Genomic DNA, 13,385 nt, shown 5'->3' with positions numbered 1-13,385 from the left:
GGTTCCATGGCAACAGACGATCCCGGCGAGCGCTCCAACGCCATCGTCATCGTCGGCGGTGGCGCCGGCGGGCTCGAGCTGGCGTGCAAGCTCGGGCGCCGGCTGGGCGCCGAGCGCGTGACGCTGGTCGACCAGCAGCTGTTCCACATCTGGAAGCCGACGCTGCACGAGGTGGCCGCCGGCACGCTGGACATCCACCAGGAGGGCCTGTCCTACGAGATGCTGGCGCACGACAACGGCTTTCGCTTCGTCTACGGCCCGCTGGTGGCGCTCGATGCGGCGCGCCGCTCGATCGGCGTCGGCGCGATCCACGACGAAAGCGGCGAGGAACTGCTGCCGGTGCGCGAACTGGGCTACGACCGCCTGGTGCTGGCGCTGGGCAGCACCTCACGCTACTTCGGCGTGCCGGGCGCGCCCGAGCGCACGCTGTCGCTGAACGACCCGGCGTCGGCCGAGCAGTTTCGCCTGCGCATGCTCAAGCTGCTGGCCGCGGCCGACATGCGCAAGCAGCGCGACGGCGCGGCCAGCGTCGACGTCGTGATCATCGGCGGCGGCGCCACCGGGGTGGAGCTGGCGGCCGAGCTGCGCGAGGCCAGCGCCGTGCACACGCGCTACGGCCTGCGCCGGCTCGACCCCGACCGCGACGTGCGCATCACCCTGCTGGAAGGCAGCCCGCGCCTGCTGGCCCCGCTGAGCGAAAAGGTGTCGGCGGCGGCGCTGGATCTGCTGCGCCAGCGCCACGTCGACGTGCACACCGACTGCCGGGTGACCCGCATCGACGCCGAGGGCGTGGAGGACCACGACGGCCACCGATACCCGAGCGAGCTCACGGTCTGGGCGGCCGGCATCGAGGCGCCGCCGCTGCTGCGCGCGCTCGGCCTGCCGGTCAACAAGTCAGGCCAGGTCGAGGTCGATGCACAGCTGCGCGTGCCCGGCTGGCCGGGCGTGCTGGCGCTGGGCGACTGCGCCGCCTGCGCCGGCCCGGGCGGGCGCCCGCTGCCGCCGCGCGCGCAGACCGCCCATCAGGAGGCGAGCTACCTGGGCCGGGCGCTGCTGGGCGAGGCGCGCGGACGCTCCTGGCCCGAGGCGCCCTACGTGTACCGCGACCACGGCTCGCTGGTGTCGCTGGGCACCAGCACCTCGGTCGGCAGCCTGATGGGCGTGCTGTTCAGCAAGAGCTGGTTCGTCGAAGGCCTGTTTGCCCGCCTGATGTACATGAGCCTGCACCTGATGCACCACGAAGCGGTGCTGGGCGTGCGCCGCACGACGGTGCTGGCGCTGGCCCGCTTTCTCATCAAGCGCGCGACGCCGCGCGTCAAGCTGCATTGAGCCGGCGCGCCGCCTCGCGCACGCCCCTTCGGACGTGCCAGTCTCAGTCCGCCTTGATGCCCAGCTTGCGGATCAACTCGCCCCAGCGCTTGTCTTCGCTCTTGATGAAGGCGCCGAACTCGGCTGGCGTGGTGACGCGCTCGTTGGCCGGAATGTTGTCGAACGCGGTGCGCGTCTCGGCGGTGACGGCGCCCGCCGCCCAGGCCGCCTGCAGCTTGTTGATGATGGCCGGCGGCGTGGCGGCGGACGCCACCAGACCGAACCAGGACTCGACCTCGAAGCCCGGGTAGCCCGATTCGGCCACGGTGGGCACGTCGGGCCACACCGAGGCGCGCTTGGCCGAGGTGACGGCAATCGCCTTGAGCTTGCCGGCCTTGACGTGCTGCAAGGTGGTGACCAGCGAGCTTTCGACGCTGACCGGCACCACGCCCGAGATCAAATCGGGCACGATCTGGCTGGAGCCCTTGTACGGCACGTGCGTCATCTGAAAGCCCGCCACCGACTGCAGCAGTTCGGCCGCCAGGTGGTTGCTGGTGCCGATGCCCGAGGTGGCATAGCTGATCTTGCCCGGGTTGGCCTTGGCGTAGGCGATCATGCCCTTGAGGTCGCTGAAGGGCGCGTTCGGGTTGGCCACGATGGCACAGGGCGTGGTGCCCACCAGCGAAATCGGCGCCAGGTCCTTCTCGACGTTGAACGGCATCTTGCTGTACATGTGCGGCGCGATCGCCAGGCTGCTGATGGCCGACAAGGCGATCAGGTAGCCGTCGGGGGCGGCCTTGGCCGCCGCGTCGGTGCCGATGTTGCCGGCGGCGCCAGCGCGGTTCTCGACCACGAAGGACTGGCCCAGCTGCTCGCTCATGGCACGGGCCGCCGCGCGGCCCATCATGTCGGTGGGACCGCCCGGCGGAAAGGGCACGATCAGGCGCACCGGCTTGCTGGGGTACTTGTCTTGCGCCCAGCTCAGGCCGGGCAAGGCAGCAGCGGACGCCGCCGCGACGAAGTCACGTCGTTTCATGAGTCTCTCTTCGGGGTAAAAAAATGGCGCCGTTCGTTCGGCGCCGGGGTTCAAAACTTCATGCGAAGCGCACCGACACGCTGCCCATGCCCTGCACGCGCAGCGTCACGTGGTCGCCCTTTTGCACCGACACGGCCTCGGTGATGCCGCCGGACAGCACCAGGCTGCCGGCCGGCAGGCTTTTGCCGCGCCGGCCCAGGTGATTGACCAGCATGGCCACGGCGGCGGCCGGATGGCTGACCACCGCCGCGCCGGCGCCCAGGGCCACGACCTGGCCGTTTTTCTCGAGCACCACGCCGGTGGTGCGCAGGTCCACGCTGCGCGCGTCGACCGCGCGCCCGCCGACCACGAAGCGCGACGCCGAGGTGTTGTCGGCCACCACGCTCTTCAAGTCGAACTTGAAGTCGCGGTAGCGGCTATCGATCACCTCGATGCCGGGCAGCACCAGGTCGCTGGCGGCCAGCACGTTGGCGACGCTGCAGCCGGGGCCCTTCAGCTCGGTGCGGGTGACGAAGGCGATCTCGGGCTCGACCTTGGGGTGGATCAGCTCGCCGGTCTGGACCTCGCCGCCGTCGGGCACGATGAATTCATCGACCAGAAAGCCGAACACCGGGTCGGTCACGCCCATCTGCTTCATCTTGGCGTGCGAGGTCAAGCCCGCCTTGTAGCCGGCGATGCGCGCGCCGGCCTTCAGCTTGGCGGCGAGGATGCGGTCCTGGATGGCATACGCATCGTCGAAATCCATTTCGGGGTGCTGGTCGGTGATCTTGGGCGTGTCGCGCGCCTCGCGCTGGCAGGCGTGCAGGTGCTCGGCCAGCGCGTCCAGGGTCTTGTCGTCAAGTGCCATGGGTTGGGTCTTTCAGGCGTTTCAGGCCGTTTGCGCTTGCACAGCGCGCGCAGCATGCTTTTGTTTTGATAGCGTGAGGGCGGTATCCTCGATCATGTCTTCCTGCCCGCCCACGCAGCCGCGCCGGCCCATTTCCACGAGGATTTCGCGCGCCGGCACGCCGTATTTTTTCTCTGCGCGCTTGGCAAACAGGAGGAAGGAGCCGTACACCCCCGCATAGCCCAGCGTGAGCGCGTCGCGGTCGATGCGGATGGGGAAATCCATCATCGGCACGATCAGGTCCTCGGCCACGTCCTGGATCTTGAACACGTCCACACCGGTCTCCACCCCCATCAGGTCAAGCACGGAGACGAGCACCTCCATCGGCGTGTTGCCTGCACCCGCGCCCAGGCCTGCGCTGGCCGCGTCCACACGGTTGGCGCCCATCTCGATCGCAGTGATCGAATTGGCCACGCCCATGGCGAGGTTGTGGTGCGCATGAAAGCCCAGCTCGGTCTCGGGCTTGAGGGCTTCGCGTACCGCACCGAGTTTGGCGCGCACATCCTCGGGCAGCATGTGGCCGGCGGAGTCGGTGACATAGACGCAGTTGGCGCCATAGCTTTCCATTAGTTTGGCTTGCTTGACCAAACCCTCCGGGCTGTTCATGTGGCTCATCATCAGGAAGCCCACGGTATCCATGCCGAGCTTGCGCGCCTGCGTGATGTGCTGCTCGGAGACATCGGCCTCGGTGCAGTGCGTGGCGACGCGGATGGTGTGCACACCCACCTCGTGCGCCATCTTCAGGTGCTCGACGGTGCCTATGCCCGGCAGCAGCAGCGCAGAGACCTTGGCGCGCTTCATCAGCGGGATCACCGCCTTGAGGTATTGCTCGTCGGTGTGCGCGGCAAAGCCGTAGTTGACCGAGTCGCCGCCCAGACCGTCGCCATGGGTGACCTCGATCAGCGGCATGCCGGCCGCGTCCAGCGCGGTGGCGATGCTCGTCATCTGCTCGATGCTGATCTGGTGCTGCTTGGGGTGCATGCCGTCGCGCAGCGCCATTTCATGCAGCGTGATTTTCTTGCCTTTGATGCTCATGGTGTGTTCTCCTTACGCCGCGACGGGCTCCAGTTTGAGCCGCCCGGCCAGAATCTCTTCGGCAAACATCTCCGCAGTGCGCGCGGCAGCCGCCGTCATGATGTCCAGGTTGCCCGAATACTTGGGCAGGTAATCGCCCAGGCCTTCGACCTCCAGGTACATGGAGACGCGCTTGCCGTCGAACACCGGGCCGTTGACCATGCGGTAGCCAGGCACGTATTTCTGCACCTCGGCCATCATGGCGGCGACGCTCTTCTTGATGGCGGCCTGATCGGGGTCGGTTTCCGTCAGCACATGCACGGTGTCGCGCATGATGAGCGGCGGCTCGGCCGGGTTGATGATGATGATGGCCTTGCCCTTCCTGGCGCCGCCCACCTTCTCGATGGCACCGGCGGTGGTGCGGGTGAATTCGTCGATGTTCTTGCGCGTGCCTGGGCCGGCGGATTTGCTCGACACCGTGGCGACGATTTCAGCGTAGGGCACGCTTTGCACGCGGCTGACCGCCGCGACCATGGGAATCGTCGCCTGGCCGCCGCAGGTGACCATGTTGACGTTCATTTCGCGCTTGCCGACATGTTCCCTGAGGTTGACCGGCGGCACGCAGTAGGGGCCGATGGCGGCGGGCGTGAGGTCGACCATCATGGCGCCCTGCTCGGTGACCTTGCGCGAGTTCTCGGCGTGCACGTAGGCGCTGGTGGCGTCAAACACGATCTGCACGCCATCCTGGCGCATATGCGGGATCAGGCCATCGACGCCCTGGTCGGTGGTCTTGATGCCCATCTCGCGCGCACGCTTGAGACCGTCGGACGCGGGATCGATGCCCACCATCCACACCGGCTCCAGCACCGGGCTGCGCTTCAACTTCGCCAGCAGATCGGTACCGATGTTGCCGGGCCCGATCAGGGCGCATTTCACTTTCTTGCTCATCACTTCACTCCTTTGTTCCTTGCCAGCTCAGACGAAACGCACCGAGCAGCCACCAATGCCGCCTATGGTCACGCGCAGGTTGTCGCCGGTCTTGACCGGCACCATGGCGCCCAGCGAACCCGAGAGCACCACCTCGCCCGCCTCCAGCGCGGTGCCATGTGCGCCCAGCGTGTTGGCCAGCCACGCCACCGCATTGGCCGGGTGGCCCAGCGCCGCGGCGCCCGCGCCAGTGACGACGATCTCGCCGTTCTTCTCCAGCACCATGCCGCAGGTGGTGAGATCCACGTCGCGCGGATCGACCAGACGGTCGCCGAGCACGAAGACGCCGCAACTGGCGTTGTCGGCCACCGTGTCCTGGATCTTGATCTTCCAATTCTCGATGCGCGAATCAACGATCTCGAAGCACGCCATCACCCCCTCGGTCGCGGCCAGCACATCAGCCACCGTCACACCCGGGCCCTTGAGGGTTTTCTTGAGCACGAAGGCGATCTCGCCCTCGGCCTTGGGCTGGATCAGGCGGTCCATGGGGATGGACTCGCCTTCGTTGTAGACCATGGCATCGGTAAGCCAGCCGAAATCGGGCTGGTACACGCCCAGCATGTCCATCACCGCCTTGCTGGTGACGCCGATCTTCTTGCCTATGACCTTCTCGCCGGCCGCCAGGCGCCGCGCCATCAGGTGCTGCTGGATGGCATAGGCATCGTCGATGGTGATTTCCGGATGCCGCGTGCTCAGGGGCGGCAGGACGGAGCAGGACGCGAGCGCCTCATGCAGCTCCACTCCGAGTCGCTTGCGCAGTGCCGAATTCATGGGTTTTTCCTTGTTCATTTGATTCACACAATCGGTTCAGGCCCTCAAAGGCAGGGGCTCATGGTCGCTCGCCTCTGCGCAGAAATCGCCTACCAGCCGCGCGAAACGGGCGGCATGCTCGATCTGCGTCCAGTGCCCGCAGCGGCCATAGACATGCAGCTGCGCACGCGGTATCCATTCGGCCAGCCGGTAGGCGTTGCTCAAGGGCAGCACCTGGTCCTCGCGGCCGTGGATGACCAGCGTTTCGTGCGCAAGGCCGCGGATGTCCTGCTCGTCGCTCGCCAGCGCCTGCACCCAGCGCTGGCGCGGCGCGGGAAACATCGCGGCGAACGATTCCTGAAAACCGGGCCGTATGCTGGCCTCGTAGCGCAGCTGCGCCAGCTCGTTCGTCACCAGCGAGCGGTCATAGGCGAAGATATCGAGCAGGCCGCGCATGGCCGCGACAGAAGGCTCGTAGCCCCACACCGCATCCAGCCCCGGCGTGAGCTCGAACGACACCCCTGCACTGCCCATGAGCACCAGGCGGCGCACGCGCTCGGGATGGCGGATGGCAAGCGCCAGCGCCAGCCCGCCGCCAAAAGAATTACCCACGAGATCGGCGCGCGCAATGCCCAGCGCATCCAGCAGCCCCACGGCCTGGCGCACCCACGCATCCATGGTGTAGACGAAACCCGCCGGGCGCTCGCTGTAGCCAAAGCCCACCATGTCCGGCGCGATCACGCGGGCGCGGCGCGCCAGCTCCGGCATCACGCCGCGCCAGTTCGCCCAGGCCGACACCCCGGGGCCCGAGCCGTGGATCAGCAGCATGGGCGCGCCGCTGCCGCTGTCGTGGTAATTGGTGCGGATGCCCGCAGCCTCGATACTGCGCCCCACTTCCGGATTCTGCTCAGCCGATACCGTCACATGGACTCCTCAAAAACAATAGCTGCCAGCGCTTAGTACATAAGCGCTGGGGCATATTTTCATTACATTTTTACCATGACGTTGCGCAACTCGGTGTAAAACTCGAGCGAGTGCACGCCACCCTCGCGACCAATACCCGATTGCTTGGAGCCGCCAAACGGTGTGCGCAGGTCGCGCAGAAACCAGCTGTTGATCCACGCCAGGCCCACTTCGATGTGCTGCGCCATGCGGTTGGCGCGACCAATGTCCTGCGTGAAGATGGAGGTGGCGAGACCGTAGCGGTTGGCATTCACCTTGGAAAGCACCTCGTCATCGCTGTCAAACGGCGCGATGTGGCAGCAGGGGCCGAAGATTTCCTCGGTGATCACGCTGGCGGTCTCAGGCAGGCCGGTCCAGATCGTGGGCTGCACCCAGCAGCCGTCCTTGAGGTCTGCGGGCATGTCGGGCACGCCGCCGCCGGTGACCACGGTGGCGCCCTCTTCGGCCGCCTTCTTGTAGTAGCCCAGCACCTTGGCCTGATGCTCCTTGCTGATCAGCGGACCGATCTTGGTCGCCGCATCAAACGGGCGCCCGGGCGTCATGGTCTCGGCCTTGTGCTTGAGCGCGGCAACGAACTTGTCGAAGATCGGGCGCTCAACGTACACGCGTTCGGTGCCCAGGCACACCTGGCCGGCGTTTTCGAAGCACGAGCGCGTGACGGTATCCACCGCGGTTTCGAAGTCGCAATCGGCAAACACCACGGCGGCATTCTTGCCACCCAGCTCCAGCGACACCGGGCGGATGCCCTCGGCCGCTGCCTGCATGATGGCGGTGCCGGTGCGCGTCTCGCCGGTGAAGGTGATGCCGTTCACATCCGGGTGGCGGGTGAGGAATTCACCCGCCGAATCCGGACCGAAGCCGTGCACCACGTTGTACACGCCCGCGGGCATGCCGACCGCGTTCATCACCTCGCCCAAGAGTGTCGCGGTGGCCGGCGTCTCTTCGGAAGGCTTGACGACCACGGTGTTGCCGCAGGCCAGCGCCGGACCCACCTTCCAGGTCATCAGCAGCAGCGGCAGGTTCCACGGGCAGACCACGGCGATCACGCCGCGCGGCGTGCGCACGCCGTAGCTGAGCGCCGTCTTGCCGTCGTGCGTGCGCATGGTGAACGACTCGGTCGAGACGCTCTTGATGGTGTCGATGAACACCTGGAAGTTGGCCGCGCCGCGCGGGATATCCACATGCGACGCGAGGTGGCTGGGCTTGCCGGTGTCAAGAATTTCAGCCTGCAGGAAATCGTCGAAGCGCTGGTTGATGCCCAGGGCCAGCGCATCCAGCAGCTTGCAGCGTTCGACCACCGACATGCGGCCCCAGTCGCCCTTGAGCGCGGCCTTGGCGGCGGCGACGGCGGCATCCACCTCGGGTTTGCCGGCCTCATGGACCCTGCCGATGACCTCGCCGTTGACCGGATTGATGTCAGGAAAGGTCTTGCCGCTGGTGTTGCTGACGTATTTGCCGTTGATGAAGTTGAGGATGTCTTTCATGCTTGCTCTCTGTGGTTCATGCCTGCAGGCCCAGGGCAATCAGGCCTGCCCGGGCAATGTCTTCGTCCTGCGTCTCGCTGCCGCCCGAAACGCCGATGCCGCCGATGCGCGCGCTGCCCTCCATGATGGGCAAGCCGCCGCCAAACGCGACGAAGCGCGGGCGCAGCACCAAGCCCTGGCGCACGGCTTCGGAGTGGCCTGCCAGCGCCTCGGTCCAGCGGCTCGTCGGCAGGCCGAAGCTGGCGGCGGTGTAGGCCTTGTCGCTGGCGATGTCGATCGAGTGCAGCGGCGCGCCCGCCATGCGGGCAAAGCCCACCGGCAGACCGGCGGCATCGACGACGGCCACGTTCACAGGCACGCCCAAACCAGCGGCGTGCGCCACCGCGGCCTGCACCGCGCGCAGCGCCGCGGGGGCGTCGATCACCGGCTGCGCTGCGCTCAGGGGCGCGCCGGCATCGGAAAGAGAAGGCTGTTGCATGCCTCGAAAATTCCTGAAAGAAAACAAAAACAATCCCCCCGGCAGGCTCGGGCCCGCCGGGGGAGCGCGGGTGCCTCCAGCAGCAGATCAGGTATAGACGTCGGTGAAGGACGGCACGAGATCGCCCGTGTGGTAGAAGATGCCGCTGCCCAGCTTGTCCTCGCTCCAGGTGGTCACCGGCCGGTCGCGCTGCGCCAGGTAGCCCAGGCCGGCGAAGGTCTCGTTGCGGTTGCCGCTGGGGTCGAAGAAGTAGATGGTCTCGCCGCGCGTGATGCCGTGGCGCGTGGGCGCGACGTCGATGCGCACCTTGTTCTTGGCCATGATGTCGGCGGACTTGAGCACGTCGTGCCAAGAATCAAGGAAATAGGCGATGTGGTGCAGACCGCTGCGCGGACCGCCGACGAAGGCGATGTCGTGCGGCGTGGTGGTGGTCGCCATCCAGGTCGCTGCCTGGATGTTGGCCTCGGGGCCCACCAGCACCTGCTCGGTCAGGAAGAAATTCAGGCACTCCGTCATGAAGCGCGTGTTCTCCGCGACGGTGTTGATGCCCGCCTCGGGGTTCATCTCGCACATCAGCAGGCAGTGGTCAAGCCAGTGCGCGCCGGCGCCGCGCACGCCATCGGGCCAGGGATCGGGGTTCAGCGAGCCGACGTCGGTGCCGACGAACTCCTTGTGCGCGTACAGCCGGAACTCGTGACCGCTGGGCAGGTTGAACTGCAGCATGCGGCCGACCGAGGGCAGCGCGCCCTCGTCGAGCATGGTGGTCTTGACGCCCCAGGCCTCTATGGTTTTCTGCAGCGCGTCCAGGTCGGCATCCTTCTCGACCTTGTAGGCCACGTGGTTCAGCCCGGCCTGATCACTGGGCGTGAGGATGAGCGAAAACTTGTCCCACTCGTCCCAGCACTTGAGGTAGACGTTGCCGGCCTTGTCGGTCATCATGTTCTTCAGGCCGAGCACCTTCTCGTAGTGATTCAAGGCGGCTGCCATGTCCATCACCTTGAGGCTTGCGTGGCCAATGCGTAATACACCCATGTCATATCTCCTGAGCTGGGTTGGTTGGGGAAACGGAATCGGCGGCGCGCGCGGGCGCCGCACTGGGGGAAGGTCGGGAAAACGGCTTGGCGAGCTTGCCGCAGATATCCAGGCTCACCGGCGCGGTGGGCGCGACACGGCAGGCCAGGGTGTAGCCCTGCGCCTCCTCGTCCACGCTGACATGCGCCCGGCTGATCGGTCCGAGCGGTTTGACGCCGCCCTCGACCACGCGCACCTTGCACACGCCACAGCCGCCGCTGACGCAGCCCACGGGAATACCCCTGCGTCCCAGGCGCAGCATGCCGCACAGCAGGCTCTCGTCCGTGGCGCAGGCATAGCGCTCGCCCGTCTGCGTGACATGGACTTCGTGGGTGGAGCGCGGGGTCATCCACATGCGGTTTCTGCCTTGGCGTTCGTAGTCTCAAACACGTTTGAACAGCGGGCTGCGGGCCTGCCCGGCGTCGGCTGCGGAGAGGAACTTCTCGGTATAGATGTCACGCTCGAACAACCGACCCTGCATCAGCGTACCGATGCAGGCCTCGATCATCACCGGCGGACCGCAGAGGTAGGCCTTGTGCCCGACAAAACCACCTTCGCAGTGTGCCTTGGCGACATCATGCACGAAACCGCGCGCACCGTCCCAGTCACTGCCCTCGGGCTCGTCGGACAGCGCGGGCACATAAGTGAAATGCGGGTGCCGTGCGGCCAGCGCGCGGAATTCCGCGTCGTAGTACAGCTCCTCGCGGGTGCGCTGCCCGTAGATCAGCGTGATCGGTTCGGTGCAGCCGCTGGCCAGCATCTGGTGGATCATCGAGCGCGGGCTCGACAGACCTGAGCCGCCGGCGAGAAACAGCATGGGCTGCCGCGCCGAGCGGCGCACGAAGAAGCGCCCGTAGGGCCCGGCCAGGCGCAGCCGAGCGCCTTCCTCAAGCTGCTCGTGCAGCCAGGCCGTGCCCTTGCCGCCGCGCACCTGGCGCACATTGAGTTCGATCTGCGTGCTGTCGCCGTTCGCGTCGGGCGCATTGGCGATCGAGAACGCCCGGCTCTCGCCCAGGCCCGGGATTTCAAGCTGCACGTACTGGCCCGCCTGGAAGTGGATGGGTTTGTCCAGTTGCAGGTGCAGCGCCTTGATCGTGGGCGTGAGCCGCTCGATGCGCAGCACCGTCGCGGCAAAGTCGCGTACCGGGATGACCTCGGCGTCGGGCTCCTCGTCGATGTCGGCCTCGATGGTCGTATCGCATTGCAGCGTGGCGCAGCAGGCCAGGGTCTGGCCGCCGTCGCGCTCGAAGTCCATCAGCGCAAACGGGTTGGCTGCGCCGTGATCCACCTCGCCGTCGGACACCTGCACCTTGCAGGTTCCGCACAGGCCGTGGCCACAGGCGTGGGGAATGTAGATGCCCTGGCGCAGCGCCGCATCGAGCAGGGTCTGGCCCTCTTCGACGTCAATCGTTGCGCCCAGGGGCTCGATGGTCAGCTGGTAGCCCATGGCTGGCCCCGGCTCAGGAGAAAGTGCCCGCAATGCCGGTGAGGCCCGGCGTGCGAAAGCGGATCACGTCCTTGTGGCCCAGCCCGTTGTCGGCCAGGCTTTTGGCCGGGTCGGGCGTCCACGGCTGGCCGGACTTGAACCACTCGACCTGGGACCAGTCGATCTGGGCAAAGTCCGGGTGCTCGCCGTACACGCCGGGCAGCACACCCTGCGCCAGCGCGCCGAAGGGGGTATCCGGCGGCAGCGGCAGGCAGACCGGCGAGGCAAACATCAGGTGGTCTTCCCAGCCAATGTAGAGCAGCGGTGCGGGGAAGTTCTCGCGCCGGTCGCGGGCGGGAAAGTCGTAGGGTTTGAGGGCGACGACGCTCATGCCTTGTCTCCTTGAACAGCATCACCGCGCCAGGCGGCAAAGTTCTTCTGGTCTTCCGAGCCTTCAAAGTCGAAGTTGTCCCGGCCCACCTTCAGGTCGTAGTAGTCCATCACCGCGGCCAGCGGATCGAAGCCTTCAGCCGTCGGGTCGGTGCCCTCGGGGAAGCAGTTGCCCTGGTAAATCTGGTGCACGGGCAGCCAGGCTTGCGAATATTTCTCGGGCTCGTTGTCAAAGATGTCTTTGCAGCCATCGCTGCAGAAGTGGTACTTGTCGCCGTGGTAGTGCGACTCGCGGTAGCAGATCTTGGTCGGGTCACCCGGCTCGGTGAAGAACATGGGGACCTGGCAGATGGTGCACAGCATGGGCAGCGTCTTGTTGTAAAAGCGCTTGCCCTGTTGCTGCTGCGCGTGGAAATGCTCGAAGCGCGGCCGGTAGTACTTGTCGAAGGTGTCGGGGTACTTTTCCGACAGCCAGTCCAGCTCGCCCTCCTTGGGAATCCAGGTGTGGAAAGGTGCGGCGGCCGCGTAGTTGTAGAAGGTGTTCCAGGCCTGGTGCGTGATGTGGTCCTTGCCGGCGCACGCCTCCTTCCAGCCCTTGGGCTCGCGGATGCCATAGCGGGCCAGATCGCGGAACAGGGCGCCGCCGTTTTCCTCGGCGTACATCTCCCACGCTTCCTTCCAGCTCATCACGCGCTTGGGCAGCATGTAGTCCTGCATCATCCCGACAATGGTGAGCAGGCGGTAGCCGCGCCAGAACCACTTGTCGATCCACTTCTGCACGATCGGCACGTTGGCCGGGTCCTGCTCGAGCATGAACTTGATGCACTCGATGCCCAGGGTCATGTGACGCGATTCGTCGGACTGGGCCGAGAAGCCAAACGTCACGGTGCTCATGTCGCCGTTGTGGGCGGCGCCGGACATGAAGGGCACGAACAGCAGGTTGGTCAGCACGTACTCGAACGAGAAGCTCACGGCGGTGAGGAACTCGAACGGCCCTGCGGTGGAGGCGTCTTCAAAAAACGACTTGGGCACGGACAGGTACCACACACGGTCAAACATGTGGGGTGCCTGGTGCAGGCCATTGAAATACTTGTTGTAGTGCGACAGGGCGTGGGTTTCGGTCTGGCAGTGGCGCAGCTCGTCAATGGACTGCATCTGCGCGGCAACGCGGGCACCGGCACCGGTGAAGTGGCGGCCCACATGGGCAAAGCCGCGGTGCGCGTGGTACTCTATCGGGGTCACGGCCTGGAAGAAGATCTTGAGCGCATTCACATAGCGCGCATCCGAAATACCCAGCTGGCCATTGTTCTGCGCAAAGGCCTCGATCACGGCATAGAGCTTCTTTTCCTTCTCGCCCTGGTATTTCCAGTAGGCGTCCATGGTCAGGCGAAACGGGTCTTCCCATTTATCCCAGTCGTGGATCTTGATGCCTTCGTATTTGTCGAACGGGAACACCTTGTCCATCGGTTGGTAGGTAGTGTCCCAGGCCAGATCGCGCGTCATGGCGATGTAGCGTTCTTTCAGGCCGAGCTTCTTTTTGGTAACGGGTGCGTCCATGGTGTGAACTCCTTGGGTTGCGGCAATAAATCGGG

The 13,385-nt window shown here is 66.0% G+C and carries 14 protein-coding genes; 1 reads left to right on the top strand and 13 read right to left on the bottom strand.

The genetic code is table 11. From position 1 onward, the window contains the following. The first annotated feature begins 6 nt into the window (after positions 1–6). Positions 7–1,329, top strand: coding sequence for an NAD(P)/FAD-dependent oxidoreductase (locus ACWHMB_RS08730; RefSeq protein ID WP_377479785.1), 1,323 nt, complete (start codon positions 7–9; stop codon positions 1,327–1,329). Positions 1,330–1,372: 43 nt separating this feature from the next. Here ACWHMB_RS08730 and ACWHMB_RS08725 read toward each other — a convergent pair whose 3' ends face one another. From ACWHMB_RS08725 to ACWHMB_RS08665, 13 genes are all read right to left on the bottom strand, one after another. After that, positions 1,373–2,344, bottom strand: coding sequence for a Bug family tripartite tricarboxylate transporter substrate binding protein (locus ACWHMB_RS08725; protein WP_377479788.1), 972 nt, complete (start codon positions 2,342–2,344; stop codon positions 1,373–1,375). Between the two features lie 58 nt (positions 2,345–2,402). Next, positions 2,403–3,191 (bottom strand): 2-oxo-3-hexenedioate decarboxylase, encoded by a 789-nt coding sequence (gene dmpH / locus ACWHMB_RS08720; RefSeq protein ID WP_377479791.1) that lies wholly within the window; start codon positions 3,189–3,191, stop codon positions 2,403–2,405. Between the two features lie 21 nt (positions 3,192–3,212). Then, on the bottom strand, positions 3,213–4,265 hold the full coding sequence (gene dmpG, locus ACWHMB_RS08715; RefSeq protein WP_377479794.1) for a 4-hydroxy-2-oxovalerate aldolase: 1,053 nt from the start codon (positions 4,263–4,265) through the stop codon (positions 3,213–3,215). 12 nt (positions 4,266–4,277) lie between these two features. Then, positions 4,278–5,192: an acetaldehyde dehydrogenase (acetylating) gene (locus tag ACWHMB_RS08710; RefSeq protein WP_024538550.1), complete on the bottom strand. Its 915-nt coding sequence runs from the start codon at positions 5,190–5,192 to the stop codon at positions 4,278–4,280. A 27-nt stretch (positions 5,193–5,219) separates the two neighbouring features. Further along, positions 5,220–6,002 (bottom strand): 2-oxopent-4-enoate hydratase, encoded by a 783-nt coding sequence (dmpE, locus tag ACWHMB_RS08705; RefSeq protein WP_024538551.1) that lies wholly within the window; start codon positions 6,000–6,002, stop codon positions 5,220–5,222. A gap of 36 nt (positions 6,003–6,038) precedes the next feature. Beyond that, positions 6,039–6,875: an alpha/beta fold hydrolase gene (locus tag ACWHMB_RS08700; protein WP_377614768.1), complete on the bottom strand. Its 837-nt coding sequence runs from the start codon at positions 6,873–6,875 to the stop codon at positions 6,039–6,041. 92 nt (positions 6,876–6,967) lie between these two features. Beyond that, the gene (locus ACWHMB_RS08695) at positions 6,968–8,428 is read right to left on the bottom strand and encodes a 2-hydroxymuconic semialdehyde dehydrogenase (protein ID WP_377479797.1); all 1,461 of its coding nucleotides are present in this window, start codon (positions 8,426–8,428) and stop codon (positions 6,968–6,970) included. Positions 8,429–8,444: 16 nt separating this feature from the next. After that, on the bottom strand, positions 8,445–8,906 hold the full coding sequence (locus ACWHMB_RS08690) for a GlcG/HbpS family heme-binding protein (protein WP_377479800.1): 462 nt from the start codon (positions 8,904–8,906) through the stop codon (positions 8,445–8,447). A gap of 87 nt (positions 8,907–8,993) precedes the next feature. Then, positions 8,994–9,938, bottom strand: a complete 945-nt coding sequence (locus tag ACWHMB_RS08685) for a catechol 2,3-dioxygenase (RefSeq protein WP_377479803.1) — start codon at positions 9,936–9,938, stop codon at positions 8,994–8,996. A gap of 1 nt (position 9,939) precedes the next feature. After that, the gene (locus tag ACWHMB_RS08680) at positions 9,940–10,326 is read right to left on the bottom strand and encodes a 2Fe-2S iron-sulfur cluster binding domain-containing protein (RefSeq protein WP_377480770.1); all 387 of its coding nucleotides are present in this window, start codon (positions 10,324–10,326) and stop codon (positions 9,940–9,942) included. A gap of 33 nt (positions 10,327–10,359) precedes the next feature. Next, complete coding sequence (locus ACWHMB_RS08675; protein WP_377479806.1) at positions 10,360–11,424, bottom strand: NADH:ubiquinone reductase (Na(+)-transporting) subunit F; 1,065 nt, start codon at positions 11,422–11,424, stop codon at positions 10,360–10,362. Positions 11,425–11,437: 13 nt separating this feature from the next. Continuing rightward, positions 11,438–11,794, bottom strand: coding sequence for a phenol hydroxylase subunit P4 (locus ACWHMB_RS08670; RefSeq protein WP_377479810.1), 357 nt, complete (start codon positions 11,792–11,794; stop codon positions 11,438–11,440). After that, on the bottom strand, positions 11,791–13,350 hold the full coding sequence (locus ACWHMB_RS08665; protein ID WP_377479812.1) for an aromatic/alkene/methane monooxygenase hydroxylase/oxygenase subunit alpha: 1,560 nt from the start codon (positions 13,348–13,350) through the stop codon (positions 11,791–11,793). The genes ACWHMB_RS08670 and ACWHMB_RS08665 overlap by 4 nt, the downstream gene beginning before the upstream one ends. Positions 13,351–13,385: the final 35 nt, after the last annotated feature.

This window comes from Ottowia pentelensis (assembly GCF_964341695.1).
The sequence above is the reverse complement of the archived record's forward strand: the minus strand, read 5'-3'. Positions and strand labels throughout refer to the sequence as shown.

What these genes read in the sequence shown, in the direction of transcription:
- ACWHMB_RS08730 (WP_377479785.1), top strand. Translation starts at nt 7, where the DNA reads ATGGCAACAGACGATCCCGGCGAGCGCTCCAACGCCATCGTCATCGTC.
- ACWHMB_RS08725 (WP_377479788.1), bottom strand. Translation starts at nt 2,344, where the DNA reads ATGAAACGACGTGACTTCGTCGCGGCGGCGTCCGCTGCTGCCTTGCCC.
- dmpH (WP_377479791.1), bottom strand. Translation starts at nt 3,191, where the DNA reads ATGGCACTTGACGACAAGACCCTGGACGCGCTGGCCGAGCACCTGCAC.
- dmpG (WP_377479794.1), bottom strand. Translation starts at nt 4,265, where the DNA reads ATGAGCATCAAAGGCAAGAAAATCACGCTGCATGAAATGGCGCTGCGC.
- ACWHMB_RS08710 (WP_024538550.1), bottom strand. Translation starts at nt 5,192, where the DNA reads ATGAGCAAGAAAGTGAAATGCGCCCTGATCGGGCCCGGCAACATCGGT.
- dmpE (WP_024538551.1), bottom strand. Translation starts at nt 6,002, where the DNA reads ATGAATTCGGCACTGCGCAAGCGACTCGGAGTGGAGCTGCATGAGGCG.
- ACWHMB_RS08695 (WP_377479797.1), bottom strand. Translation starts at nt 8,428, where the DNA reads ATGAAAGACATCCTCAACTTCATCAACGGCAAATACGTCAGCAACACC.
- ACWHMB_RS08690 (WP_377479800.1), bottom strand. Translation starts at nt 8,906, where the DNA reads ATGCAACAGCCTTCTCTTTCCGATGCCGGCGCGCCCCTGAGCGCAGCG.
- ACWHMB_RS08685 (WP_377479803.1), bottom strand. Translation starts at nt 9,938, where the DNA reads ATGGGTGTATTACGCATTGGCCACGCAAGCCTCAAGGTGATGGACATG.
- ACWHMB_RS08680 (WP_377480770.1), bottom strand. Translation starts at nt 10,326, where the DNA reads ATGACCCCGCGCTCCACCCACGAAGTCCATGTCACGCAGACGGGCGAG.
- ACWHMB_RS08675 (WP_377479806.1), bottom strand. Translation starts at nt 11,424, where the DNA reads ATGGGCTACCAGCTGACCATCGAGCCCCTGGGCGCAACGATTGACGTC.
- ACWHMB_RS08670 (WP_377479810.1), bottom strand. Translation starts at nt 11,794, where the DNA reads ATGAGCGTCGTCGCCCTCAAACCCTACGACTTTCCCGCCCGCGACCGG.
- ACWHMB_RS08665 (WP_377479812.1), bottom strand. Translation starts at nt 13,350, where the DNA reads ATGGACGCACCCGTTACCAAAAAGAAGCTCGGCCTGAAAGAACGCTAC.